At 63.4% G+C, this 26,786-nt stretch carries 21 protein-coding genes, 1 tRNA gene and 1 pseudogene; 18 read left to right on the top strand and 5 right to left on the bottom strand.

The genetic code is table 11. From position 1 onward, the window contains the following. Window positions 1-10: 10 nt before the first annotated feature. The 5 genes from hrpA (at window position 11) to U5805_RS29270 (ending at window position 9,254) form a co-directional block, all read left to right on the top strand. Window positions 11-4,966, top strand: a complete 4,956-nt coding sequence (gene hrpA / locus U5805_RS29290; protein ID WP_322106981.1) for an ATP-dependent RNA helicase HrpA — start codon at window positions 11-13, stop codon at window positions 4,964-4,966. 176 nt (window positions 4,967-5,142) lie between these two features. After that, on the top strand, window positions 5,143-6,153 hold the full coding sequence (locus U5805_RS29285; RefSeq protein ID WP_322106980.1) for a beta-propeller fold lactonase family protein: 1,011 nt from the start codon (window positions 5,143-5,145) through the stop codon (window positions 6,151-6,153). Window positions 6,154-6,185: 32 nt separating this feature from the next. Next, on the top strand, window positions 6,186-7,289 hold the full coding sequence (locus tag U5805_RS29280; protein WP_322106993.1) for a sterol desaturase family protein: 1,104 nt from the start codon (window positions 6,186-6,188) through the stop codon (window positions 7,287-7,289). Window positions 7,290-7,560: 271 nt separating this feature from the next. Continuing rightward, entirely contained in the window at window positions 7,561-8,391 is an 831-nt protein-coding gene (locus U5805_RS29275; RefSeq protein WP_322106979.1) for an EI24 domain-containing protein, read from the top strand. A 41-nt stretch (window positions 8,392-8,432) separates the two neighbouring features. Continuing rightward, entirely contained in the window at window positions 8,433-9,254 is an 822-nt protein-coding gene (locus U5805_RS29270; protein ID WP_322106978.1) for a competence/damage-inducible protein A, read from the top strand. Between the two features lie 184 nt (window positions 9,255-9,438). Here the strand turns inward: U5805_RS29270 and U5805_RS29265 are convergent, their stop codons facing one another. After that, complete coding sequence (locus tag U5805_RS29265) at window positions 9,439-9,903, bottom strand: rhodanese-like domain-containing protein (protein ID WP_322106977.1); 465 nt, start codon at window positions 9,901-9,903, stop codon at window positions 9,439-9,441. On the opposite strand from U5805_RS29265, the gene U5805_RS29260 reads away from it, so the two are divergent. From U5805_RS29260 to U5805_RS29240, 5 genes and pseudogenes are all read left to right on the top strand, one after another. Further along, entirely contained in the window at window positions 9,902-10,096 is a 195-nt protein-coding gene (locus tag U5805_RS29260) for a hypothetical protein (protein ID WP_322106976.1), read from the top strand. The two genes, U5805_RS29265 and U5805_RS29260, sit on opposite strands and share 2 nt — an antisense overlap. Window positions 10,097-10,333: 237 nt before the next feature. After that, window positions 10,334-11,749 (top strand): type I glutamate--ammonia ligase, encoded by a 1,416-nt coding sequence (gene glnA / locus U5805_RS29255; RefSeq protein WP_322106975.1) that lies wholly within the window; start codon window positions 10,334-10,336, stop codon window positions 11,747-11,749. 225 nt (window positions 11,750-11,974) lie between these two features. Then, window positions 11,975-13,123, top strand: a complete 1,149-nt coding sequence (gene glnL, locus U5805_RS29250; protein ID WP_322106974.1) for a nitrogen regulation protein NR(II) — start codon at window positions 11,975-11,977, stop codon at window positions 13,121-13,123. 48 nt (window positions 13,124-13,171) lie between these two features. Continuing rightward, entirely contained in the window at window positions 13,172-14,755 is a 1,584-nt protein-coding gene (gene ntrC, locus U5805_RS29245; RefSeq protein ID WP_322106973.1) for a nitrogen regulation protein NR(I), read from the top strand. A gap of 112 nt (window positions 14,756-14,867) precedes the next feature. After that, a pseudogene (locus tag U5805_RS29240) lies at window positions 14,868-16,960 on the top strand (prolyl oligopeptidase family serine peptidase). Between the two features lie 63 nt (window positions 16,961-17,023). On the opposite strand, the gene xth reads toward U5805_RS29240, so the two are convergent. Then, entirely contained in the window at window positions 17,024-17,809 is a 786-nt protein-coding gene (xth, locus tag U5805_RS29235) for an exodeoxyribonuclease III (protein WP_322106972.1), read from the bottom strand. 164 nt (window positions 17,810-17,973) lie between these two features. Between xth and U5805_RS29230 the strand changes: the two genes are divergently transcribed. From U5805_RS29230 to U5805_RS29200, 7 genes are all read left to right on the top strand, one after another. Next, on the top strand, window positions 17,974-18,222 hold the full coding sequence (locus U5805_RS29230) for a hypothetical protein (protein WP_322106971.1): 249 nt from the start codon (window positions 17,974-17,976) through the stop codon (window positions 18,220-18,222). Between the two features lie 131 nt (window positions 18,223-18,353). Next, a tRNA-Met gene (locus U5805_RS29225) sits at window positions 18,354-18,430 on the top strand. A 1,130-nt stretch (window positions 18,431-19,560) separates the two neighbouring features. Then, window positions 19,561-20,007, top strand: coding sequence for a PAAR domain-containing protein (locus U5805_RS29220; protein ID WP_322106970.1), 447 nt, complete (start codon window positions 19,561-19,563; stop codon window positions 20,005-20,007). 530 nt (window positions 20,008-20,537) lie between these two features. After that, a complete protein-coding gene (locus U5805_RS29215; protein WP_322106969.1) occupies window positions 20,538-20,972 on the top strand; it encodes a hypothetical protein in 435 nt (144 codons plus the stop codon). A 139-nt stretch (window positions 20,973-21,111) separates the two neighbouring features. Next, entirely contained in the window at window positions 21,112-21,636 is a 525-nt protein-coding gene (locus U5805_RS29210) for a PAAR domain-containing protein (protein WP_322106968.1), read from the top strand. Then, complete coding sequence (locus U5805_RS29205; RefSeq protein WP_322106967.1) at window positions 21,636-22,256, top strand: type VI secretion system amidase effector protein Tae4; 621 nt, start codon at window positions 21,636-21,638, stop codon at window positions 22,254-22,256. The genes U5805_RS29210 and U5805_RS29205 overlap by 1 nt, the downstream gene beginning before the upstream one ends. Next, window positions 22,253-22,885 carry a hypothetical protein gene (locus U5805_RS29200; RefSeq protein ID WP_322106966.1) on the top strand — a complete coding sequence of 211 codons (633 nt, stop codon included), beginning with the start codon at window positions 22,253-22,255 and terminating at the stop codon, window positions 22,883-22,885. The genes U5805_RS29205 and U5805_RS29200 overlap by 4 nt, the downstream gene beginning before the upstream one ends. A 51-nt stretch (window positions 22,886-22,936) precedes the next feature. On the opposite strand, the gene U5805_RS29195 is transcribed toward U5805_RS29200, so the two are convergent. The 3 genes from U5805_RS29195 to U5805_RS29185 all read right to left on the bottom strand — a co-directional run bounded on the left by U5805_RS29195 (window position 22,937) and on the right by U5805_RS29185 (window position 25,182). Further along, a complete protein-coding gene (locus U5805_RS29195) occupies window positions 22,937-23,200 on the bottom strand; it encodes a DNA methyltransferase (protein ID WP_322106965.1) in 264 nt (87 codons plus the stop codon). 205 nt (window positions 23,201-23,405) lie between these two features. Continuing rightward, window positions 23,406-23,651, bottom strand: a complete 246-nt coding sequence (locus U5805_RS29190; protein WP_322106964.1) for a hypothetical protein — start codon at window positions 23,649-23,651, stop codon at window positions 23,406-23,408. An 832-nt stretch (window positions 23,652-24,483) separates the two neighbouring features. Continuing rightward, window positions 24,484-25,182 carry an aspartate/glutamate racemase family protein gene (locus U5805_RS29185; RefSeq protein ID WP_322106963.1) on the bottom strand — a complete coding sequence of 233 codons (699 nt, stop codon included), beginning with the start codon at window positions 25,180-25,182 and terminating at the stop codon, window positions 24,484-24,486. A 218-nt stretch (window positions 25,183-25,400) separates the two neighbouring features. On the opposite strand from U5805_RS29185, the gene U5805_RS29180 reads away from it, so the two are divergent. Continuing rightward, entirely contained in the window at window positions 25,401-26,720 is a 1,320-nt protein-coding gene (locus tag U5805_RS29180) for an amidohydrolase family protein (RefSeq protein ID WP_322106962.1), read from the top strand. The last annotated feature ends 66 nt before the right edge of the window (window positions 26,721-26,786 follow it).

The following is a 26,786-nucleotide window of genomic DNA, read 5'->3' as shown; positions in this document are numbered from 1 at the left end:
ATGCGCCCCCATGTCGAATGTACCCAAAAGACCTGCCTCCGCGCAGGGCAGCAACACACCTGAAGGCAGGGACGCGGCGCCTGGCGGCGCGCAGGAAAAACGCGCGTCGCAGAAGTACGGCGACGGGCAAAAGCCGGCGTCGGCGGACAAGCTTGCCGCATTGATGGGCGGCGGGGCGCTGGGCGCGCGCGTGCAGGACAAACGCGGGACGCAGGCGCCGAACGCGGGGCAGACGCGCTCGCAGAAGTCGTCGAGCGAGCCGGCCTCGAACGTGGCGCAAGGCAGGGGCGCGCAGCAGGGCGCGCGCGAGGCGCGCACCGACGCGCCGGCCGCACGGCAAACGCCGCAGACGAAGGCGTCGACGCAACGGCCGCCGCAAACGCAAACGCGGCCGCAAACCCAATCGCCGCCCGAGCCGCGAACCGAACCGCGCGCGCAAAGCCATCGCGAGAACGGGTCTGCGCAGCAGGCGCCTGTGCGCAGTGAGCGCAGCGCGCGCGACGATTCCCCGCGCGGCCATCGCGCCGGCGAACCGCGCGATGCGTCGCCGTCGACGCAAGGCAAATCGGCGCAAGCGCCACAATCCGCCGATACCGCGCGCCATCGCGACCCCAAGCGGCGCGACCAGCGCGACCAGCGCGACCAGCGCGACCAACGCGACCAACGCGACCAACGCGAACCGCAAGCGCCGCGTCCAGCCGCGCCCCGCGCCTCGCAAGCCGCGCCCCGCAAGCCGCAGCAAGCGCCGCGCGCCGCGCAACCGCCCGCCGGATCAGCGCCGCGTTCGAACCGCGACAACCATACCGACCATACGGGCGAACGTCCGCAACCCGCGCGCGAGCCTCGTCCGCCGCGCGCGGAGGGCGAGCGGAAGGACCGCCGCGAACGCGCGCCCAGGCCGCCCGTCACGCCGAACGCGGTTCCGCCGATCACGTTCCCGGAAGCGCTGCCGGTCTCCGGCCGCCGCGAGGAGATCGCCCGCGCGATTCGCGATCACCAGGTGGTGATCGTCAGCGGCGAAACGGGCTCGGGCAAGACCACGCAGTTGCCGAAAATCGCGCTGGCGCTGGGCCGCGGTCTGGGCGCGGGCGGCACCGGCTTGATCGGCCACACCCAGCCGCGCCGGATTGCGGCGTCGGCAACGGGGCGCCGGATCGCCGAGGAGTTGAAAACGCCGTTCGGCGAAGTGGTCGGCTACAAGGTGCGCTTCACCGACAATCTCTCGCCGGGCGCGTCCGTCAAGCTCATGACGGACGGCATTCTGCTCGCGGAGACGCAGACCGATCCGCTGCTCGAGGCCTACGACACGATCATCATCGACGAGGCGCACGAGCGCAGTCTCAACATCGACTTCCTGCTCGGCTATCTGAAGGAAATTCTGCCGCGCCGGCCCGATCTCAAGCTGATCGTGACTTCGGCGACCATCGACGCCGACCGCTTCGCGCGCCATTTCGGCAGCGACGAACACCCCGCGCCCGTGATCGAGGTGAGCGGGCGGCTCTATCCGGTGGAAGTGCGCTATCGCCCGGTGCAGGAGGACAGCCCGGCGGTGAAGGCCGCGCAAGGCACGGCGGGCGGCGGCGCGGGCCGCGAGAAAAGCGCGAGGTCGCAACGGGACAGCGATCGCGATTTGATGGAAGCGATCGTCGATGCCGTGGACGAACTCTGCCGCGAGGGCTCCGGCGACGTGCTGGTGTTCCTGCCCGGCGAGCGCGAGATTCGCGATGCCGCCGAGGCGCTGAGAAAGCATCATCCGCCGCACACCGAAATTCTGCCGCTGTTCGCGCGCCTTTCCGCGCAGGAGCAGGAACGCGTGTTCAAGCCGTCGAACGCGCGCCGCATCGTGCTCGCGACCAACGTCGCCGAAACGTCGCTCACGGTGCCGGGCATCCGCTACGTGGTGGATACCGGGCTTGCGCGCGTGAAGCGCTATTCGTATCGCAACAAGGTCGAGCAGTTGCAGATCGAGTCGATCTCGCAAGCGGCCGCGAATCAGCGCGCGGGCCGTTGCGGGCGCGTCGCGGACGGCATCTGCATTCGCCTTTACGAAGAGTCGGATTTCGTCGCGCGGCCGCGTTTTTCCGATCCCGAGATTCTGCGCTCGTCGCTCGCGGCCGTGATTCTGCGCATGAAGTCGCTGCATCTCACGGCGATCGAGACGTTTCCGTTCATCGAGCCGCCGCCGGGGCGCGCCATCGCCGACGGCTATCAACTGCTCAACGAACTCGGCGCCGTGGACGACGACAATGCGCTGACGCCGCTTGGCCGCGAACTCGCGCGCCTGCCGCTCGATCCGCGCGTGGGCCGCATGATTCTGGGCGCGCGCGACGAGCAGGCGCTGCGCGAAGTGCTCGTTATCGCGAGCGCGCTTTCGGTGCAGGACCCGCGCGACCGGCCGATCGAGGCGCAGGAGCAGGCCGATCAGGCGCACCGGCGGTTCGCGGACGAGCGCTCCGAATTCCTCCAGTGGCTCAAGATCTGGGCGTGGTTCGAGGAAGCCGTCGCGCACAAGAAGTCGAACAAGCAACTGGTCGAGGCGTGCCGCGCGAATTTCCTTTCGCACTTGCGGCTGCGCGAGTGGCGCGACGTGCATTCGCAATTGTTGACGGTCGTGCGCGAGCACGGCTGGCGCATCAACGAAGCCGACGCCACCTACGAGCAGATTCATCACGCGCTGCTCACCGGCTTGCTCGGCAACATCGGCCTCAAAGCCGACGACGAGCCGCATTATCTGGGCGCGCGCGGCATCAAATTCCATTTGTGGCCGGGCTCGGCGCTCGTGAAGAAGGCGGGGCGCTGGGTCGTGGCGGCGGAACTGATCGAGACGAGCCGGCTTTACGCGCGCTGCATCGCGAAGATCGAGCCCGAATGGCTCGAAAAAGTGGGCGCGCATTTGCTGCGCAAGTCGCTTTCCGAGCCGCATTGGGAAAAGCGCGCGGCGCAGGTGAGCGCGTTCGAGCGCGGCGTGCTCTACGGTCTGCCGGTGTATCAGCGGCGGCGCGTAGCGTTCGGCAAACAGGACCCGGCGCGCGCGCGCGAGTTGTTCATTCGCGGCGCGTTCGTGGAAGGCGAGTTCGACACGAAGCTCGCGTTCTTCGCGCACAACCGCAAGCTGCTCGCCGATATCGAGCAACTCGAACACAAGTCGCGCCGCCAGGACGTGCTGGTCGACGACGAACTGATTTTCGGCTTCTACGATCAGGCGATTCCCGCGGGCATTTATTCGGGCGCGTCTTTCGAACGCTGGTATCGCGACGAGGTGAAAAAGAGCGGTGCGCCCGAGGACAAGCTGCGCCTGCTCTATCTTTCGCGCGACGACCTGATGCGCCACGAAGCGGCCGGCGTGACGACCGACCTGTTCCCGAAGCGCATGACGATGGCGGGCGTGGCGATGGCGCTCACGTATCACTTCGAGCCCGGTTCGCCGCGCGACGGCGTGACGCTCGCGGTGCCGCTCTACGCGCTCAACCAGATCGACGCGCGCCGCTGCGAATGGCTCGTGCCGGGCATGCTCAAGGAAAAGGCGCAACTGCTTTTGAAGTCGCTGCCGCAGAAGCTGCGCCGCCATTGCGTGCCGCTGCCCGAGTACGCGGCCGGTTTCGCCGATCGCGCGGGCGGCGAGCGCTTCGGCGCGGGCGGCTTGCTCGAAGCGCTGATCGCCGACGTGCGCGAGCAAAAGCAGATCGCGCTCAAGACCGCCGATTTCAAGCTCGAAACGCTGCCCGCGCATCTTTTCATGAACTTCAAGGTGATCGACGAGCACGGGCGGCAGCTCGCGATGGGGCGCAATCTCGCGCAACTGCGCGCGGAACTGGGCGCGCAGGCGCAGCAGCAATTCCAGAAACTGGCGAGCGCGACGGCGCTGGCGGCGCTCGAAACGCATGCGCAGGGCGGGGCGCCTTTTGCATCGGCCGGGCAAGGCGAGGGCGCGCCGAAGAAGGGCAACGCGCCGCATACGCCGGCCGCGAGCGAAGGTGCCAACGCGAGGAACGCCAGGAACACCGCGAACACCGCGAACACCGCGAACACCGCGAACACCGCGAACACCGCGAACACCGCGAACACCGCGAACACCGCGAACGATGCGAGCGCCAACGCGACGGCCAACACCGCGCTCTACGAAAACCTCACGACGTGGAATTTCGGCAAGCTGCCCGAATTGCTGGAAATCCGGCGCGGCGGGCAGACGCTGTTCGGCTATCCGGCGCTCGTCGATCGCGGTTCGCATTGCGACGTGGAAGTGTTCGATTCGCCGGAAGAGGCGGCGCGCATTCACCGCGCGGGGTTGCGTCGACTGTTCGCATTGCAGTTGCGCGAGCCGATCCGCTATCTGGAGAAGAACCTGCCGGGCTTGCGCGAAATGGCGATGCAGTTCATGGCGCGCGCGACCCAGGAGGAATTGCGCGATCAACTGGTCGAACTCGCGCTCGAGCGCGCCTGCCTGCAAGACCCGCTGCCCGACGACGACGCGAGCTTCCATGCGCGCAAGGACGAGGGACGCGCGCGGCTTTCGCTGCTCGCGCAGGAGATCGCGCGGCTCGTGGGGCAGATCCTCGCCGAATACGCGTCGGTGGCGAAAAAGCTCGTGGCGGCCAAGGCGTTCGGCGCGCCCGCCGCCGACATGCAGGCGCAGCTCGACGCGCTGATCGGCAAGCGCTTCGTTCTCGACACGCCCTACGCGCAGCTCGTGCATTTCCCGCGCTACTTGAAGGGCATCGCGCTGCGCATCGACAAATTGCGTGCCGATCCCGCTCGCGACGCGCGTCAGGCCGCCGAACTGCTGCCGCTCGCGCAGCAATATCAGCGCGCGCTGTCGCAGCGCGGCGGCGTGTTCGATCCGCGTCTTACCGAATTCCGCTGGCTGCTGGAGGAGTTGCGCATTTCGCTTTTCGCGCAGGAACTGCGCACGCCAATGCCGGTTTCGGTGAAGCGTTTGCACAAGGTGTGGGAGTCGATGCAGCGTTGATCGGCACGCGGGCGCGGCAGCGGCACGGTAAGAGCGCAATACGGGCCATAACACGAGTTCGAAAAGCGGGCGCGGCGCGCGAAAAAACCGCGCCCTTTGCATTTCAGCGGCGTTACGTCAACCTTGCGCGAAGGTAGACGTTCTACAATTGCGAATCTGTCCCGGAACGATTCTTCATGTCCCAAAACATTTTCCGCCGCGCCGCCGCGCTCGCGCTCGTGTGCGCCGCCGCATGCGCCGGCTTCGCTTCTTCCGCCGCTCGCGCGAACAACATCATCGTCCTCAATTCCGGCGAAGCCACGCTAAGCCTGATCGACGACAAAACGCACGAAGTCGTCGGCACCGTGCCCACCGGCAAGGAGCCGCATCACCTCTTTCCCACGCCCGACAATGCCTCGTTGATCGTGGCGAATTCGGTGTCGAACAACCTGCTGTTCGTCGACCCGAAAACGGGCAAGCCGCAGCGCTGGATCGAGAACATCGAAGACCCGTATCAGCTCGGCTTTTCGCCCGACCGCAAGTGGTTCGTGACCACGGGCTTGCGGCTCGACCGCCTCGACATCTATCACTATGCGGGCGGCGGCAACATCACGCTGGCCAAACGCCTGCCGCTTTCGGCCATGCCCAGCCACCTCGCGTTCACGAACGACAACCGCATCGTGTTCGTGTCGCTCCAGGTGTCGGGCGAGATCGCGGCCGTCGATCTGTCCACGCAAAAAGTGCTCTGGAAGATGAAGGTCGGGCCGGCGCCGGCGGGCCTGTGGCTCACGCCCGGCGACAAATACCTGCTGATCGGCATGACGGGCGCCGACTATGTGGCCGTGGTGGACTGGCGCAACCAGAAGGTCGTCAAGACCATTCAGGTGGGCAAGGCCGCGCACAATTTCCGCTCGCTCGTGGACGGCCGGCATGTGCTGGTGTCGAGCCGCGTGTCGAACGTCATCAGCATCATCGACGAGGAAACGCTCGAAAAAACCGGCGAGATCAGCGGCCTGATGCCGGGCCCCGACGACATGGAACTCACCGCCGACAAGCGCTATCTGTGGGTCACGTTCCGCTTCGCCAAACATATCGGCCTGATCGACATGCAAACGAAGAAGCTCATCAAGACGATTGCCGTGGGCCGCTCGCCGCACGGCATCTACTTCTTCGACCGCGCGCCGGTCGCGTCGCCCAACGGTGCCTGATTTTTGACTGACTTCTGCCGATTTCACGCGTGATGCCTGTGCTCGCCGCGATGTCCTCGTTCATTCACCTGCTCGCGTCCCAGGCCGACGACCTCGTGTCGTGGCTCCAGACGCTGCTTTACGTGAACGCTGTCCAGCCGCTGCTGTTCCAACTCGGCTGGATGGACGTGGACGAGGACACTTACGACGCGCTCTACTGGGTGATCGTGGGCGTGCTCGAAGTCGCGGCGATGTACGCGCTGCTGCGTCCGCTCGAAGCGCTGGCGCCGGCCGAAAAGTGGCGCGACCGCAAGGGCGTGGGCGTGGACGCGATCTATACGTGGATCACGCGGCTCGGTATTCTCAACCTGCTGTTCTTCTTCACGCTCCAGCCGTTCTTCGACCGCGCGCAGAGCGCGCTGCATCTGCTGGGCGTGAAAACGCTCGATATCGACACGCTCTGGCCGGGCGTGACCACGGCGCCGCTGGTCGCGTTCATGATTTACGTGGTCGTGCTCGACTTCGCCGGATATTGGTATCACCGGTTTTCGCATCGTTTCGGCGTCTGGTGGGAGCTGCATGCGGTGCATCACAGCCAGCGCAAGATGTCGATGTGGTGCGATAACCGCAATCATTTGCTCGACGTGCTGATGCAGTCGTGCATGTTCGCCGTCATCGCGCTCGCGATCGGCGTGCCGCCCGCGCAGTTCGTCGTGCTGGTGGCGCTCACGAATTTTGTGCAAAGCGTGCAGCACGCGAATATCCGCCTGCATTTCGGCTGGCTCGGCGAGCGGCTCGTGGTGAGTCCGCGTTTTCACCGCCGCCATCATGCGATCGGCTACGGGCACGAAGGCACGACCTACGGCTGCAATTTCGGCGTGCTGTTTCCGTGGTGGGACATGCTGTTCGGCAGCGCGTCGTTCGATCGCACCATCGAACCTACCGGCATTCGCGACCAACTCGAAGGCGCGCGATACGGCGAAGGCTTTTGGGCGCAGCAGGCGTTTGCGTTCGCCCGCATCGGACGGCGACTGGCGTGGTGCTCAGGTCAGCGCGCCGGGCGCCGCACGGGGCCGGCGGGCGCTTCCGGCGCCGCATCCCACGTCGCTGCGCAAGCTTCCCAACCCGCCTCGCACGACGACGCCACCATCGGCTAGTTGCGCGGCGCGCCCGCGGGAGCGAGCTTTCGTGCCGGCTTGCGCGGGCGTGCCTTCTGTTCGCCTCGTGCCCAACTGGAAAGACCCGCATCCGTGCCGGACGGAATAGGCGCGCACCGGCGAGGGCCAGCTTGGCGCGCATCGTGCGCGACGGGCGCACGGTGGTTTATGCTGTCGGCCTGACCGTATCGTTTTCGCCCGCTATTTCCGATTTCGCCCGATTTCGCCGCTCCCGTGCCCCTCACTTCTTTCCACGCCGCATTCCGCTCGCATGAATGATCTGCTGCGCTCGTTCGGACGCGCGCTCGCGAGCGTGTTCCATCCCGCCATGCTGTTCCTCACGCTCGTGCCGTTCATCGTCGCGGCGGCCCTATGGGGCGGCGTGCTCTACGCGTTCTGGCAACCGCTGCTCGACCTCGTGCGCGGCGCGCTCGGGCAATGGTCGTCGATGGCGTATCTCTACCATCTGCTCGACGTGTTCGGCTTCGGCTGGCTGCACGCCACCGTCGCGCCGTTTCTCGTCATCGTTTTGACGATTCCGCTCATCGTCATCACCGTGCTGCTGCTGATCGTCGCTATTTCGATGCCGCGCGTGATCCGCCATCTTTCGAAGCGCCAGTACGCGATGCTCGAGGAACGCCGCGGCGGCAGCTGGTACGGCAGTGTCGGGCATTCGCTCGTCACCACCGTGGTGTGCCTGATCGTGATGATCGTTACGCTGCCGCTCTGGCTCATCCCGCCGTTTTTCGCGCTGATCCCGCCGCTGCTGTGGGGCTGGCTCACCTATCGCGTGATGACTTACGACGCGCTTGCGTTGCACGCGAGCGTGGAGGAACGCCGCGAACTCGTGCGCCGGCATCGCCTGCCGCTGCTCGTGATCGGCGTGGCGAGCGGTTTGCTCGGTTCGCTGCCCACGGCGATCTGGGTCGTTTCCGCGTGGCTCCTGCTGTTCTTCCCGGTATTCGCCGCGGCGACAATCTGGATCTACGCTTTCATTCTGGTGTTCACGGCGCTCTGGTTCGGCCACTATTGCCTGCGCGCGCTCCAGCGCATGCGCGCGCACGAAGTGCAGCCGGCGCGCGACGCGAGCGCCGCGCCCTGAGCGCAAACTTCAACCGACAAGACCACTTCACGAGGCGACACATGGCATTTGGCGTCATCATCATCGGCGACGAAATTCTCTCGGGCCGCCGCACCGACAAGCATCTGCCGAAGGTCATCGAACTGCTCGGCGCGCGCGGGCTCGCGCTCGAATGGGCGCAGTACGTGGGCGACGATCCCGAGCGCATCACCGAAACGCTGCGCCGCTCGTTTGCCTCGGGCGATGTCGTGTTCTCGACGGGCGGCATCGGCGCGACGCCGGACGACCACACGCGCCAGTGCGCGGCTGCGGCGCTGGGCGTGCCGCTGGCGCTGCATCCCGAGGCGAAGGCGGCGATCAGCGAGCGCATTCGCGACATGCATACCGGCGACGCGCCCGTGAACTTCGACTCGCCCGAGAATCAGCATCGCTTCCAGATGGGCACATTCCCGCAGGGCTGCGAGATCATCCCGAACGGCTACAACAAGATTCCGGGTTTTTCGATTCGCGATCACCATTTCGTGCCGGGTTTTCCGGTGATGGCGTGGCCGATGATCGAGTGGGTGCTCGACACGAAGTACGCGCATCTGCATCACCAGACGCCGCGCGCGGAAAAGTCGCTGCTCGTGTTCGAATTGCCCGAATCCACGCTCACGCCGCTCATGGAGTCCATCGAGCGCGATTTCCCCGGCGTGCGCGTGTTCAGCCTGCCGAGCGTGGGCGACGCGGAGCGCGGCGGCATCTATGCGCGCCGGCATATCGACCTGGGCGTGAAGGGCGAGCCGGAGGCCGTGGCGGCCGCCTTCGTGAAGCTGCGCGAAGGCGTGCACGAACTGGGCGGCGACGTAGTGGAGCCGCCGGCGAGCGGGGAAAGCGCGGCTTGATGTCGACCAGCGCCGCCGGGCGCTGCGGGGCGTTCATGACGAACATTCGCCACGAACGTTCGCAACGGCGCACGGCGCATCATCGCGATGTCACATGCCACCGTCAAATTCGTGACGATCAAAGTCTCAGCGGGCGCTCAAGGCCGCCCGCTGGTTCGAACGCTTCAGGCGGTTTCGAGCGGTTTCAGGCGCCGATCCACGGCAAGCCGCGAAAGCACCAGCCCGTCACCGTTTTGCGATGGCCCTGGCCGTCCTTGTCGCCTTCGAAGCCTTCGAGCAAATCGTAGGCTTGCGTGAAGCCGGCCTTGGCGGCTTCGACGGCGGCGAGCTTCGAGCGCGCGGCGCTGCGGCACAGGAACAGCACCGGCGCGCCGGGTTCCACCGCCGACTTGAGCTGGGCGAGGAACTCGCCGTTGGGCACGCCGCCGGGGTAGCGCGTCCATTCGACATGCGCGTACTGGCCGTCGCCGATCACGGGGCGGCCGACCCAGTCGAGCTCGGCGCGCGTGCGCACGTCGACGAGACGCGCGCGCGGATCGAGCTGTAGCAGCTCGAACGCCTCGGCGGGCGAGAGCGCGCCCGCGTAGGGCAGTTGGTTCTCGACGCGGCGCTTGTCGGCCTGGGCGTACAACTGTTCGAGCGTACTCATGACAACGGATCTCCTGTTTCGCGTTGGACCAAACGATTATTTTAGCGCGCGGGACTGGCGCGCGAAGCGCGGCCGGGACTACGCTAGCGGTCTGCGACAGTTTGCGATGGCCGGCGAGGCGGCGGCGGACGTTGAGGACGAAGGGGAGGCGGAATGCCTCAAGGTGGTGCAAGCGTTGCCGTATGCACCATAATAAGGCCGAGGCGTCGCGCCAAATCCGGGATTGCACGAAATTGGTGCTCGTCATCCGCCATGCTGGCGGCACCTGCCGCGCGCGGCGCACGAGATTCGGGTTTAAGTGCGTGTTGCGAAACGGTTTTGCGCCAGCTTGGCGCACGCATGGCATGGAAGCTGCTTTAGAAGTCGCGATCGCGATTCGCAGGATTGGGACGGCGGCTAGATCGCCGAAATCATTAATCAGGAGAAAGGTATGAGTAAATCCGTGGCCGACGTCATGCAACTCGTCAAGGACGAAGACGTCAAGTTTGTCGATTTCCGCTTCACCGACACGCGCGGCAAGGAGCAGCACGTCTCGGTGCCGCTGTCGGCATTCGACGAGGACAAGTTCGAGTCGGGCCATGCGTTTGACGGTTCGTCGATCGCCGGCTGGAAGGGCATCGAAGCGTCGGACATGCTGCTCGTGCCGGACCCGAACACGGCTTTCATCGACCCGTTCTACGAAGAATCGACGCTCGTGCTGACCTGCGACGTGGTCGAGCCGTCGGACGGCAAGGGCTACGAACGCGACCCGCGCTCGCTCGCGAAGCGCGCCGAAGCGTACCTCAAGAGCACCGGCCTCGGCGACACCGCCTTCTTCGGCCCGGAACCCGAATTCTTCATTTTCGACTCAGTCCAGTGGAACACGGACCAGTCGGGCTGCTTCGTCAAGATCGGTTCGGATGAAGCGCCGTGGTCGTCGGGCCGCGAGATCGAAGGCGGCAACACGGGTCACCGCCCGGGCACGAAGGGCGGCTACTTCCCGGTCGCGCCGGTCGACACGTTCCAGGACATCCGTTCGGAAATGTGTCTGCTGCTCGAACAGATCGGCATTCCGGTCGAAGTGCATCACCACGAAGTCGCGGGCCAGGGCCAGAACGAAATCGGCACGAAGTTCTCGACGCTGGTTCAACGCGCCGACTGGACGCAGCAACTGAAGTACATCGTCCACAACGTCGCGCACACGTACGGCAAGACGGCCACGTTCATGCCGAAGCCGGTCGTGGGCGACAACGGGTCGGGCATGCACGTTCACCAGTCGATCTGGAAGGACGGCCAGAACCTGTTCGCGGGCAACGGCTACGCCGGTCTCTCGGAATTCGCACTGTTCTACATCGGCGGCATCATCAAGCACGCTCGCGCGCTGAACGCCATCACGAACCCGGGCACGAACTCGTACAAGCGTCTCGTTCCGCACTTCGAAGCACCGGTCAAGCTCGCTTACTCGGCGCGCAATCGTTCGGCTTCGATCCGCATTCCGCACGTGAGCAACCCGAAGGGCCGCCGTATCGAAACGCGCTTCCCGGACCCGCTCGCTAACCCGTACCTGTGCTTCTCGGCGCTGATGATGGCGGGTCTCGACGGCGTGCAGAACAAGATTCACCCGGGCGAAGCCGCCGACAAGAACCTGTACGACCTGCCGCCGGAAGAGGATGCAAAGATCCCGACCGTGTGCGCCGGCCTCGACCAGGCGCTCGAAGCGCTCGACAAGGATCGCGAGTTCCTGACGCGTGGTGGCGTGTTCACCGACGGCATGATCGACGCGTACCTGGCGCTGAAGGAAGGCGAACTGCAACGTGTTCGCATGACGACGCACCCGGTCGAATTCGAACTGTACTACTCGCTGTAACCGGCGATGGCGCTCCGCGGCTCGCCTTTGCATCAAGGCAGCGGAGCGCCGGTTCGATTCGTACGGCATGCCGTTCAAACGCATGCGAAACGGTCTCGAAGGGACGGCGGTGCCGTCCCTTTTTCGTTGGGCCGCGCATGACGCATCGGGCATGAGCGCAACGATCCTCCCGATTTCCACGACCCGAACCGAAGCTGGCGCGCCGCACGGCGACCGGCCTGAAACATGGTGCTCAAGAATCTGATCAAGGCCAGGAAAGGCCATGCGGAACCGCTCTCGGACGACGCGCCGCTCGTCGACTCGGGCCTGCTGCCGGGCTTCGAGGCGCTGCCGACCGTCGTGCTCGTGCTCGAAAAAAGCACGTTGCGCGTTGCCTTCGCGAATCCTTCCGCCGAGGCGATGCTCGAACTCTCGCGCCGGCAGCTCGCGCAGATGGCGTGGTCCGATCTCTTCACCAACGCCGACGAACTGCTCTCGACGATTGCCTCGATCGCCGCGCACCGCTTTCACGCGACGCGCCTCGACGCCTCGCTGGAGCGGCCCGGTCGCGAGCCGCTCAACGTTCACGCGATCGTCGGCTTTCTCGAAAGCGCGCCCGATTACGTGCTGCTCGAACTCTTCGAGAACGAGCGCCATTTGCGCAGCGACCGCGAGGAGCGCATTCACGACTTGACGGCCGTGAACAAGCATCTCATCCGCAATCTCGCGCACGAGATCAAGAATCCGCTCGGCGGCATTCGCGGCGCCGCGCAACTGCTCGAATTCGAGCTGGGCGCGCGCGAACGCGACGAACTGCGCGAATACACGCAGGTCGTCATCAAGGAGTCCGACCGGCTGCAAACGCTCGTCGACCGCTTGCTGGAGCCGCACCGGCATCCGCATATCGTCGGCGACGTGAACATTCACGAAGTATGCGAGCGCGTGCGCGCCGTGATTCTCGCGGAGTTCCCGCGCGGTCTCACGATTGAGCGCGACTACGACGTGAGCGTGCCCGACCTGCGCGGAGACAAGGAGCAGCTCATCCAGGCGCTGCTCAACATCGTGCGCAACGCGGCGCAGGCGCTGCGCGAACGCATTTCGCAAGGCGACGCGCGCATCGAATTACGCACGCGCATTGCCCGCAAGGTCACGATTTCGAAACGCCTGTGCAAGCTGGCACTGGACTTGCATATCACTGACAACGGACCCGGCATTCCCGAGGAAATCCGCGACCGCATCTTCTATCCGCTCGTTTCCGGGCGCGAGGACGGCAGCGGTCTCGGTCTCACGCTCGCGCAGACTTTCGTGCAGCAACACGATGGTCTGATCGAAGTGGATAGCCGGCCCGGCCAGACCGAGTTTCAGATTTTGCTGCCGCTTGACGGCTGCAGCTGATTTTCGATTCACCGATACCGCACGCCACCAGGACTTCTGACCGATCTTATGAAGCCGATCTGGATAGTAGACGACGACCAATCGATCCGCTGGGTGCTTGAAAAAGCACTCGCCCGCGAGAATTTCGCTACCCGCAGCTTCTCGAACGTGCGCGAGGCCGCGAGCGCGCTCGATCACGACAGCCCGCAGGTGCTCGTCTCCGACATTCGCATGCCGGGCGGTTCGGGCCTCGAGCTGTTGCAGACGGTGCGCGAACGCGTGCCGGGCCTGCCCGTCATCATCATGACGGCGTTCTCCGATCTCGACAGTGCCGTGGCCGCGTTCCAGGGCGGCGCGTTCGAGTATCTCGCGAAGCCGTTCGACGTCGACAAGGCCGTGGAGCTGATTCGCCGCGCCGTGGACGAAAGCATGCGCGGCGAGCAGCAATGGGACGAGCGCCCCGCCGAAACGCCGGAGATGCTCGGCCAGGCGCCCGCGATGCAGGACATGTTTCGGGCGATCGGGCGGCTCTCGCATTCGGCGGCCACCGTGCTCATCACGGGCGAGTCGGGCACCGGAAAGGAGCTTGTCGCGCGCGCCTTGCACCGACATAGCCCACGCGCGAACGGCCCGTTCATCGCGCTCAACACCGCGGCCATTCCGAAGGATCTTCTGGAATCCGAACTGTTCGGCCACGAACGCGGCGCGTTCACGGGCGCGCAGGCCATGCGTCAAGGCCGCTTCGAGCAGGCCGAGAACGGCACGCTCTTTCTCGACGAAATCGGCGACATGCCGTTCGATCTGCAAACGCGTTTGCTGCGCGTGCTTTCGGACGGCCAGTTCTATCGCGTGGGCGGCCATAACCCGCTGCGCGCGAACGTGCGCGTGATTGCGGCCACGCATCAGAATCTCGAAACGCGCGTGCGTCAGGGGCTGTTTCGCGAGGACTTGTATCACCGCCTCAACGTGATTCGCCTGCGCTTGCCCGCGTTGCGCGAGCGCAGCGAGGACATTCCGCTGCTCACGCGCCACTTCCTGCAAAAGAGCGCGCGCGAGCTGGGCGTCGAACCCAAGCGCGTGTCGGACGAAGCGCTCGCGTATATGTCGTCGTTGCCGTTTCCGGGCAACGTGCGCCAGCTCGAAAATCTCGCGAACTGGCTCACGGTGATGGCGCCGGCGCAGACCATCGAGATCAAGGACTTGCCGCCCGATCTCATGCCCACGCACGGCGCGCTGGGCGAGGCGGTGGGCGCGGATGCCGCCGCGGTGCTTGCCGCGGGCGCGGTGGCGCCGCTGGCGGGCATGACGGGCGGCGTGAACGGCGGCGGTTTGAGCGCGCCTGTCGGCATGCCGGCGGCGGGCGGCGTGCTGGGCGGCGCGGTGGGGGCGGTGGGCGCAACGGGATACGGCGCGGCCAACGGCACGAGCGGACTGCTGGCGAGCGTGTGGGAAAGCGGTTTGCGTACCGAAGTCGCACGGCTGCTGCGCGAGAACAGCGCCGACGTCATGGACGAACTCTCGCGCCGCTTCGAAGCGGCCGTGATTCGCGAGGCGCTCGACTTCACGCGCGGCCGCAAGGTGGAAGCGGCGGAGCGCTTGGGCATCGGCCGCAACACCATCACGCGCAAGATCCAGGAACTCAACCTGGAATAAGTGTTTGCGCCGGACGTTCGATGCCTCGTCGAGCGCCCGGCGCGACCCGCATCGCAAGGCGCCGCGTGCGCGCAAGGCATAATCGACGTTGTTCTCCTGTCGACGATCGATCATGCCCGTGACTTCCCCCTGGCCCGCCGAGGCCGACCCGTTCCTTTCCCTCGAATTGCTCGACGATCGCGCCGCGATGGCGTGGGTCGAGGCGCAGAACGCGCGCACGCGTGCCGCATGGCAGGGCGGCGCACGCTTCGAGGCGCTGGAGAAGCGTCTCGCGCAGGCGTATTTGCCGCGTGAGCGGCCTGTGATCCCGAGCCGCTGGGGGCATGGGCCTACGATCTCTGGGAGGACGAGGATAATCCCAAGGGCTTGTGGCGACGCGCGCTTTGGGACGACTGGCGCGCGCACAAACCGCAATGGCAGACGCTGCTCGACTTCGACGCGCTCGGCAAGCAGGAAGGCACGCCATGGGTATGCGCCGGTATCGACATTCTTTATCCCGATGGCGATCGCGCGCTGATCCAGCTTTCCGACGGCGGCGCCGACGCCGTGATCGTGCGCGAATTCGATCTCACGCGCCGCGAGTTCGTCGACGACGGGTTTGCGATTGGGAAGGAAGGCAAGCACGTCGTCTCGTGGATCGACCGCGACAATGTTTATGTCGGCTGGGACGCGGGCGGCAAGGCCGGCAAGAAGATGCTCACACGCTCGGGCTATCCGCGCGAGGTGCGCCGCTGGACGCGCGGCACGCGTCTGGCCGAAGCGCCCGTGGTGTTCGCCGGCGAATTCGACGACATCAGCGTGGAAGGCGACTACGATCCGGTCGAACGGCGCCACGACATCGTGCGCAGCGTCGACTTCTTCGATTCATATACCTATCGTCTCGATGCGCGGGGCGAGTGGCTGCCGTATGACGTGCCTTCGCATGTCGCCGTGGGCGCCTGGCACGGCTGGCTCATGCTCGAACCGCGCCTCGACTGGACCGTTGCAGGCCATACGTATGCGGGCGGATCGCTGCTCGCGATTCGCGAAGACGGGTTTCTTGCGGGCGAGCGCGCGTTCACGACGCTCTTTACGCCGACGCCCGTGACTTCGGCGTGCGACTGGACCAATACGCAAAACGTCTTGATCGTTTCCTGGCTCGACGACGTGGAAAGCCGCACGATGCTCTGGCAGCCGCGTTTCGCCGATGATGCGTGGCATTGGGAGTCGCGCGTGTTTCCCGCGCGCACCAGCTCGCAGGTGGACGTTTCGCCCGTGGAGGACACGCTCAACGACGAAGTGTTCGTCGACGTGGACGACTATCTGCTGCCGCCCGAATACTGGCTGGCCGATCTCGCGCAAGGCGATCTTCAGCAGTGGGAATTGCTCGACCGCTGGCCCACGCAGTTCGACGCAGGGCCGCTCACGGTGATTCGCGCGCATGCGCATTCGGCGGATGGAACGCGCGTGCCGTTCACGGTGATCGGCCCGAAGGCCGCGATCGAAGCAGGCGCGCGCAAGGCGTCGCCGTGCCTGCTCACCGGTTACGGCGGCTTCGCGATCCCGCTCACGCCGCAATATCTCGTGGGCTCGGGTATCGGCTGGCTGGAGCAGGGCGGCATCGTGGCGGTCGCGCACATACGCGGCGGCGGCGAATACGGCACGCAGTGGCACGTACAGGCGCAGCGCGAGCATCGGCAACGCTCGTTCGACGACTTCATCGCCGTGGCGGAGCAACTGGCCGCCGACGGTTTCACGAGCGCCGCGCAACTCGGCATCAAGGGCGGCAGCAACGGCGGCTTGCTGGTGGGCGCGTGCATGGTGCAGCGGCCTGAATTGTTCGGCGCCGTGGTGTGCGAGGTGCCGCTGCTCGACATGCGGCGTTATCCGTTGCTGCACGCGGGCGCTTCGTGGATCGACGAATACGGCGATCCCGAGGACGCCGTGGAAGCGCGCGCGCTGGCCGCTTATTCGCCGTATCAGCGCGTGCAGGCGGGCGTGGCGTATCCGCCGTCGCTCTTTACGACCTCGACCAGCGACGATCGCGTGCATCCGTCGCATGCGCGCAAGATGGTCGCGCGCATGCAGCAACAAGGCCACGAGAACGTCTGGTATCTGGAGAACACCGAAGGCGGCCACGGACCGGGCAGCGACTCGCTCGAGCGCGCGCAGTACGACGCGCTCGTTTATCGCTTCCTGTGGACGACGCTCGCGGGCCAATGGTGACGCCGACGGCGTCGCCGTCGAGGGCGCTTGTCGCGCCGTTTATCGTCATCCTGGAGCCGCGATTCATGCCGCCGTTTTGAGGTCGGCGATCACCGGCGTGTGGTCGGAAGGCTGCTCCCACTTGCGGGGCGCCTTGTCGATTTCGCACGACACGAGATCGGGCGCGAGCGCGGGCGAAAGCAGGATGTGATCAATGCGCAAACCCGCGTTGCGCCGGAATGCGAACATGCGGTAATCCCACCACGTAAAGAGCTTTTCGGGTTGCTCGAACTGGCGGAACGCATCGACGAAACCCAGCGCGATCAAGCGCTCGAACTGGGCGCGCTCTTCGGGCGAAACAAGATTCTGGCCTTCCCACGCCTTCGGGTCATGCACGTCGCGATCCTCGGGCGCGATGTTGTAGTCGCCGAGCAGCGCGAGCTTCGGATAGCGCTGCATTTCCTGCGCGATCCAGTCGTGCAGCGCGTCGAGCCATTGCAGCTTGTAGGCGAATTTTTCCGTGCCGGGCGCCTGGCCGTTGGGGAAATACGCGCTCACCACGCGGGTGTCGCCGATGGTCGCGGCAATTACGCGTTGCTGCGAGTCGTCGAAGCCGGGAATGTTGCGTACGACCGTCGCTTCGTCGACGAACACACCTTCGCGCACGAGAATGCCCACGCCGTTATAGGTTTTCTGGCCCGCGAACCATGCGCGATAACCGTGCGCCTCGAGTTCCGCGCGCGGGAATTTATCGTCGGGCAGCTTGAGTTCCTGAAGGCAGAGCGCGTCGACCTGGCTCGTGGCGAGCCAGTCGATGACGTGCTGCAAGCGAACCTTGAGGGAGTTGACGTTCCAGGTGGCGATTTTCATGTGAGGCTCGATAGCGCGAGGCCGCGCGATGGGATGCGAAAGCGCGCGCGTCACGCAAGGCGCGGCGCGGGCACGAAACGCGACATTATCGCCTGCTTGCGCGCACCTCATGCAAAACACGAAACGCTTCGCCATTGCTCGGGGCACGGACGCAGGTCGGGTTCGTGCGAGCTCGCATCGCGCGGTTGCCGATGCGGCATCCGGCAGGCGTCGGCGATATGCTCGGGGTTCGGGATGCCGTCGCGCTCCCTGAGCGCGTAACGCTTCGGAAAATGCTCGCGGACGAATTCGGTGTCGATCGCGCCATCGACGATGATTTGCGCCGCGTGATTCGCTCGCAGGAAATGTGGCTGGGCTGGGCGGAAGAGGTGCGCGCTATCGTTGATTCAGTTGGTTTGGACGGCGCGATTTGATTGGTTGTCCTGTTTAAATGGCACGTTGATGGTGCGGCCTGCGGTCTGTGCGTGCCATTGTTATTTCAGGCTGGTGAAAAAGATGGTTGACGTGAGAGCAAGTGCGCCCTATAATCCTTTTCTCTGACGGACGCGGGGTGGAGCAGTCTGGCAGCTCGTCGGGCTCATAACCCGAAGGTCGTAGGTTCAAATCCTACCCCCGCAACCAAGTGCAGCAAGGCTTACAGCCGGTTTGGCGTATCTCTCCAAATCGCCCTGTTTTGCCAGTAAGACATTCTCAGGACAATCGCCGCATTTTAGGCGAATTTGTCGAAACATCGAACCCGCCCCCAGCGGGTTTTTTGTTGTCTGCTGATCCTGCGCGTCATCCGCGCGCAGCAGGTGCCCTTTGCATCCGATCCCGTTCGACGTTGACAAGCCAACCCGTTTCGCTCGGTTGCGTGCTCACGGTCTCGGCTGCTAACTTGTCTACGCCTAATCGCACGCCGATCGTTCGTCACTTCACCCTGCGGTACGTCCCTGGTGGACGCGGCTTCTGCGTCGGTTTCGATGATGGCGACGTGCGCGGCGATAGTATGGCGGTCGACGCCGCAGCGTTGCGCAAGCGATACCGCCGTTTCGTGCGTGCGCGTCGGGGTGTTGGCATGATCGCGCGGTGTAGCGCCTCGTTGGCAACCAGCTTCGTGAGCAATGGCGCGACATGTGCGAGTACAACGCGCATCGCTTCGACCCACTCGGGATTGGGATAACTGCCCGCACAGCACCGCGCCCCGCTACTGCATTTCAGGGAACGCGGCGCGCAGGCAATGACGAGCAAGGCACGCGGCACGGGGCGCGAGGCGTTCGAGCTGACGACGGATACGCGCGGCCTTGGCCGTGGCATTCGTCCCGTTAGCGTTGCTGCCGATGGCACGCCTTGGTGCAGCACGCCAAGCGACGACATGTCGCCACGTTCGACAGCATGCCGGAGCGCGTCGCGCAATGCGGCCGCGTGACTCGAATAGAGATCGAGCATGGTGAGCCCTACGGGGATTGGTGCAGCGCAGAAACACAAAAGCCCGCATTGGGGCTTTCCTATCTAATCGGGTCAATTTCGACCATCCGAATTATTCCCGATATTAGACACGATTTGTCGAATATCAAGTCAATTGTGCCGCGCGATGCGCTATGAATTGTTCGCGCTCCGATTCGGATTTTTCTGATACTCCCTTGCCGAAAGCGCCGTCAGCATCACCTGTGCAGGCGAATTTTCGCCTGCTGTGTCGCCGGTTGCACGACCGGGCCGGTTGTTTCATCGACTCAATCCGCCGCCGTTTATCCTGGACATCTGGAGAAGTAATGCGAATTCCCATAGTGCGATTTGGTGATTCAACCACCACAGGCGGAAAGGTGCATGCGTTCAATACAAACATGCGCGATCAAGGTAATGCAATAGCGTTGCGTGGCGAGCCTGCGACGTGCAGAAACTGCAAAGGAACATGGCCGATCGTCGGCACGGGCCACAGAATGCGCAATGACGATAGGCCGGTCGTTCTTCAAGGGGACAACGTTCTATGCCCATGCGGCAAGAATCGCGTGATTGCTGGCCCGGATGCGAAGTGTTTCTATCATCGGACACCGGACGAAATGGGTACGCGCCCAACACTGGCCCCGGCGCGCAGCGTTGCTACGTATGACCAATTTTTCCGCGTGTTGAATCCTCATAACGGCCAACCGTTGCGCGATGTGCCTTACCGCATCGTGACTGAATACGGCGAGGAAATCGAAGGCCGAACCGATGCCTAGGGGCACACAGAGCGCGTGACACACGATCAGGCGACATCGGCAACGCTGCACGTCTATGAGGAAATCACGCCGCTTAGTCCACATTGGGATAGTTATTAACGACACACAAGAAATTAGTCAAAACGCAAAAAACGAACTTACGCATAAATCGGACGTATCGCCTGAAATTACTCAAATGAATAATTCCGTGCGATTGCGAAATCCGGCAGTTGGTGCAAGCAAACAATAGATCTACGTTTGATGAAAAAGTATCGGGAGCAGAAGACGCTAGGCCACATGCCAGGCGATACGCAGACACATCATTTATTTGCCGAAGCGGCGGCGGTTTACGAACTCTGTGACGATGCAGTAAGTATAGGTTTTGGAACGGAATACATACAGTACTGGATAGACCAAGCTCAATTCGTTGACGGTGCTTATAAGTTATAGCGCGGCCTAACCAATGGTATTTATTACCAGAAGATCAAAAGGTGCGCCGACAAACTGAGGAACGATCCTGAGTCAATGCAACCGCTTTACGATATGGTCAAATGAAAGTAACCGCCTTCGTGCCAATCCTGTGCGTTATTCGCGCCGTTGCCTCTCAAACCGCTATCGGTATGGAGGCGGTTAAGAGTTGCAATCTAGGACGTGATAGCGCCCATCGGATTCTATTGCTGCGCGATCATCCTATAGGTGGCACGGCCGTTTATTACCTGAGCAAAGACGGCGGGGCACCTGTCCGCCTCAATGAAGGTGACGAGGATAGATCACGCGGCGACGACGTCCAGGTGGAATGCGTCGGTGAAAAGGAGCGTGCCTTGGTCATATCGGGCGAATTCACTTCGAACCATCTTCAGGGCGTCGCAATCCGCTTAACACGAAAGAAGCCCGATGGGAGCGCATCAATTTCGCCGAGCGAACACGGCCCGAAGCGGTCTATTTCGAGGATAGCGGCTTGTCAGTTTGATATGCAACGTAAATAAAAATGAGTCGCGAAAACATTTTATCATTTTCCCGTATGAGAAAAATATAAACGGAGCCGAAGAAGCATATTCGAATAAGCTGCCGAAAATTTCCGGCGTCAAGATACTCGCATACAAATCTCAACACAAGGAATAAACCATGTTCGACCGATTGGCGACGGACGGAGACCGCACCTCAACGGGCGGCGAAGTCATTGGCCGCAGTGGCATGTACGACGAGCGCGGCCATATGTATGCCCGTAAGGGCAACAAGGCGACCTGCGGAAAGTGTGAGGGCGTATGGGAGATTTACGGCACCGCTGACGATTGGCTCGATGATGGCTATCCGATGGTCAAAGACGGCGACCGTGTCCTGTGCCCTTGTGGTCAAAACTTTGTGTTCGCTTGGGGCGGCTCGAACGCGCTTTTCACTGAAGGTCAGGGCGAGCAAGAGGTTAGCACGTCAAGTCAATCCCGAAATTCGATTTATGACGAACAGGCCGTTGCGCGCTGCGTCAGCACTTCGCTGGTAGGGTATCCATACGTCATTCAGAAATCAGACGGTGGCACATTTTCAGGCCGCGTAGATGATTCTCACCGCTTACCCCGAATCTACACCGAGACGGCCGATAGCTACGAAATCTATTGGGGCGATGAAGCCCTTGCACATGAGGGGTGGATGTAATGCCAAACAAGAAAACGTACGTTCCAACCAACACGACCCAAGGCTCAATGAAAGAAGTGCCCCTAAACGCTCTGACGTTTGAGGAACTATGGAATAACTACCCGTCTGGCGACCCATACGACAATTCGACATACAAAGATCAATGCGCAATCCGTATGAGCGTGACTTTTCATCGCGTCGGCATCGAGATGAAATCGTTTTCGTCAAAGCTGGTACACCCGCTGTGGGGACAGCCGAGCATCGGCCGAATCATTCTTGACGGCGAAGTCGCAGCAACGCGAGCGGATGAGCTTGGCGAATGGTTGAGATTGCAACCGTTCGCGGGTTTGCCGGCAGCCGAAGTTATAACGGGATCAGATTGGGAATCCAAGATTAAGGGACGAACGGGTATCATTCAATTTTCTGGCTATTGGCAGCGCGACGGCGAAAAAACAACTGCCGATGCAACGGGCGGCCATATTGACCTATGGAACGGATCGCGCTTGACGATCAGCGGACCGGTAGATTCAATTGCAACGATTGGTCGAAGGTTTGGAATGAATTCGCTTTTCCCTGGTACGTCGATTGGCTTCTCTGACTTGCGTAACTCGAAGCAAATCCTGTTCTGGGAGATCAAGTGAGAAGACTTGCGGCGCTCACGTTGTACGTCATTGCGGGTTGCGTGACTGCTATAGCGGTGGTGCGTATCGGTGGAGCTTTCGACCATAACCCCGGATGCGGGTTGGATTGTGCTAGTCCTGATTTGAGCGCCGCGCTACTATCGGGCTTGATAACCGTCTTAGCTTTCGCTGTCATCGGCTACGTTGTCACTCGAAGGGAACACCTGACGGCACATCGCGCACTAATTGTATTAGTAGCCCTGGTTGCCGCCGCAATTCTTACCGCTACTTGCCGTTATGTTTTTGAGTTACATTCGCACTACATCGAAGCCGAAGCAGCTAGACCCGTCAAGCCGAATTTGGACTTCATGTATATGGCGATCGCTACCCGCGATGTGCAAACCTACACAAAGGCCGAAGACGGCGACATCAAGCCCGCAACCATCATTCCCCAATGGCAACGCTGTGCGATTGACGGTGCATGGTGCGGCAAGAACCCAAGGCAAGTGCATATGCTGTGCAAAACGGGCGTGGTGTACGTGAATGAGGCCGACTGGAAAGCGTTTTCTTTAATCCCGAGAGAAAGTCTGAATGTTGCGCCCACCATGAAATCAATGGATCTCTGCGGGCCAAACAACAAGGCGGAGTAGTAACTAAGAGTCACTGATGCCAGTGTGAAAGCCCCGCTTCGGCGGGGTTTTTCATTCGAGCGCCAAGCGCGCCTGTTCTTGCGCAGTGTAGGCATGCCCGAATAACGCGTCTTGGCGGTGCGCATGGCTGATGCGCTCGCACGCGCTTTCGAAATGCACCGGATCTAACTCGATGCCGACAAAGCGGCGGCCGGTCTGAATGCACGCTACGCCCGTCGTACCCGAGCCCATGAACGGATCGAGCACAACGCCACCCGGTGGTGCAACGCATTCATAAAAGCCCGGTATGCGTCCAGCCGTTTCGTCGGCGCGCATTGCGCCCGCCGCGCCCCATATGACGTATTCCCATTGCGCCGTGAAACGCCCAAGTTGCGTTCGCGCAGCCGGCTTGCTCCAAAGCACGATACCGCCACACCCGGCTGCCCGCCTGCATGTAATCCGTCAATGCGGGTAATTGTCTCGAGTCGGTGAAGAACATACCGATGGCGCCGGGTTTGCACGCCCGCAGCGCCGCCGCGGCTCATAGTGTCGTCCAATAGGCGAAAGCGCGCTGGTCCCAGTTGTCGCCGCTAAAGTCGGGTAGCCGCTGGCTAGTCGAATTCGATTGGACGTACTTCGTCCGTGTGTCCTGCGCGCGATCGGAACGGAACTGTCCGCCACTCGAATAAGGCGGGTCCGTTATCAGTGCGTCAATACCCGATAGTTGCGGCAACACCGACAGCGCGTCGCCCAGATAGAGCGTGGCCGGGCCAATGACGACAGGCATATTTATTCGTGCGTTTCCCATGCGCGCTCACGTAAGTGTCCACGAGATAGGCGCGCCGCGTCGGCACCCCGCGCGTCGCTTTTGCAGCCTGCGTGCGCTTCCCCTTGCGCACGGCCGTCACTGTCAGCGTGTCGCCTTGCGGTCGAGCATTTCGGTTTCGCGGCGGGCGGCGTCGCGCGCTTCGCCGCGGTTCATCTGCGGCCACCGGCCCAACGTAACGCGGTCCATCGTGCCTTCGGGGCGGGTCCATCGGTAGGTGTAGCTGGCGAGCGCGGCGGCGTCACCTTTACGCGAAAGCCACGCAATTCCGTATCGGCAAATTCCTGGTAGAAGCCCGTGGGCACGATGGCCCGAATGAATGCCCGGTCGATTGTGTAACGCTGGTGCTTCGTTCCCATCGCGGTTGTCCAGTGAGGTAGGTACGCGGGCGGTCTTAGGGCAAATCCAGGGCAATTTTTTCCCTAGACTGCACTGCACTGGTTGTATCGCGTTCATAACCCGAAGGTCACAGGTTCAAATCCTACCCCCGCAACCACAATTGGAGGCGTTCTCCGGTTGCATTGAGCAGCATCCGTTCAGATACCTCATCAAAGGCGCGCGAAGTAAGCGCCGTTTCGCAGTTCAATTTCAATCGGTCCTATCAGCTTCGCGATACTTTGTCGTGCCCGACTGTTACGTCTCCCGATAACGCTTCCCTTGGTTCCCCTGTCCGCTCACGCTCGCGCCGCGCAATGTCCGTGATCCGTTCCGCGTGAACCTGTGACTGCCAGCGTGCGCTTCCCTCTCATATCCGCGTCGGACACCACGATGCTTGAAACGAGAGTCAGCCCTATCAGGTCGTTCCAACCGCCCAATCCACCGCCGCCTGCGCATGCAGCGCCGTCGTATCGAACACGGGCAGCGCCGAATCCTCCGCGCCAATCAGCAGCGTAATCTCCGTACACCCCAGAATCGCCGCTTGCGCGCCGCGCGCCTTCAGATCGTCGATCACACGCTGATACACCCGTCGCGATTCCTCCTTTACCGCGCCATGACACAGCTCGTCGTAAATGATGCGATGCACGTCGGCGCGGCCGGCTTCGTCGGGCACGACGGCCTCGATGCCATGCACGTCGCGCAAACGCCCCACGTAAAAGTCCTGCTCCATCGTATAACGCGTGCCGAGCAGTCCCGCGCGCGTCACGCCGGCCGCGCGCAACGCGCGGCCCGTCGGATCGGCGATATGCAGAAACGGCACGCCGATGGTCGATTCAATCGCCGCGCACACGCGGTGCATCGTATTGGTCGCGAGCAGCACGATGTGCGCGCCGCCGCGTTCGAGCTGCTGCGCGGCCTGTGCCATCTGCGCGCCAAGCGCGTCCCAGTCGCCCGCGCGCTGGAGCGCTTCGACTTCTGCGAAATCCACCGTCGTCATCAGGCTGCGCGCGTTGTGGTGCCCGCCCAGCCGCGCTTTCGCGTAACGGTTCAGCAGCCGGTAATACTCGGCCGACGACTCCCAGCTCATGCCGCCGATCACGCCGATTGTTTTCATCGCAATGCCTCGCTTCGATGGTTTGCCAGTTCGATCATCCCGCGCACGAGTATAGGCGCGCGCCGCGCGCCGTACCGGTACAGTCGCGTCGTGCCGCCACGATACGGTCAAGGCATTCGCCGCACACAGTTTGCGCCCAAACGCGCCCGCGAAATCCCCTCACATTTCTGGCGCCGATAAAATCGTTGTCAACCCATCGCCTCGCCAAGGAGCCGCACATGGATCTCATCGTTCGCCGCGCCGTGCTCGCGCAGGCGCATCCCACGCAACGTCCGGGGCACGAGGCGGGACATGAAGCCGGGCATCCCACGGTCGATATCGGCGTCGAAGCGGGGCGCATCGTGGCCGTGGAGCCGCGTCTCGCGGCCACGGCGCGCGAGGAGATCGACGCCGCGGGCGCGCTCGTGAGCGCGCCGTTCGTCGACGCGCATTTCCACATGGACGCGACGCTCTCGTACGGTCTGCCGCGCGTGAACGCGTCCGGCACGCTGCTCGAGGGCATCGCGCTCTGGGGCGAGCTGAAGCCGCATCTCACGCAGGAAGCGTTGGTCGAGCGCGCGCTCGAGTATTGCGACTGGGCGGTCGCGCGCGGGCTGCTCGCGATCCGCTCGCATGTGGACGTGTGCGACGAACGTTTGCTCGCGGTGGAGGCCTTGCTCGAAGTGAAGCGCCGCGTCGCGCCGTATCTCGATCTGCAACTGGTGGCGTTCCCGCAGGACGGCGTTCTGCGCAGCCCAGGCGCGTTCGACAATCTCAAGCGCGCGATCGCGCTGGGTGTCGATGTGGTCGGCGGCATTCCGCACTTCGAGCGCACGATGGCCGACGGCGCGGAGTCGGTGCGGCTGCTGTGCGAATTCGCTGCGGAAAAAGGTCTGCGCGTGGACATGCATTGCGACGAGTCCGACGATCCGCTCTCGCGTCACATCGAAACGCTCGCGGCGCAAACGCATCGGCTGGGCATGCAGGGGCGCGTGACGGGTTCGCATCTCACGTCGATGCACTCGATGGACAACTACTACGTGAGCAAGCTGATTCCGCTGATGCGCGACTCGGGCGTGGCCGCGATCGCGAATCCGCTCATCAACATCACGCTGCAAGGCCGTGCCGATACCTATCCGAAACGGCGCGGCATGACGCGCGTGCCCGAATTGATGGCGGCGGGCGTGACCGTCGCGTTCGGCCACGATTGCGTGATGGACCCGTGGTACAGCTTCGGTTCCGGCGACATGCTCGAAGTCGCGCACATGGGCTTGCACGTCGCGCAAATGACGGGCGTGGAAGCGTCGCGCGCATGCTTCGACGCGGTGACGGTCAACGCAGCGCGCATTCTCGGCCTTGAAGATTACGGCATCGCCGTGGGCTGCGCCGCGAATCTCGTCGTGCTCGATGCGCGCGATCCCATCGAGGCGATTCGCCTGCGCGCGGCGCGACTTGCCGTGGTGAGCCGCGGCAAGATCGTGAGCCGGCAGCCGGCGCAACGCGCGTCGCTGATGCTCGAAGGGCGGCCGCAAACGGTCGACTTCAAGCTGCACCGCTGATGTCGCGTCGCCGATGCGGCGCCAACCCGGCGCGCGGGCAATAAAAAACCGCGCACCGGAGTGCGC

This window comes from Paraburkholderia sp. J41 (assembly GCF_905220235.1).
Classification (GTDB): domain Bacteria; phylum Pseudomonadota; class Gammaproteobacteria; order Burkholderiales; family Burkholderiaceae; genus Paraburkholderia.
Note: the sequence above shows the minus strand (reverse complement) of the source record. Positions and strands in the feature narration are given on the sequence as shown.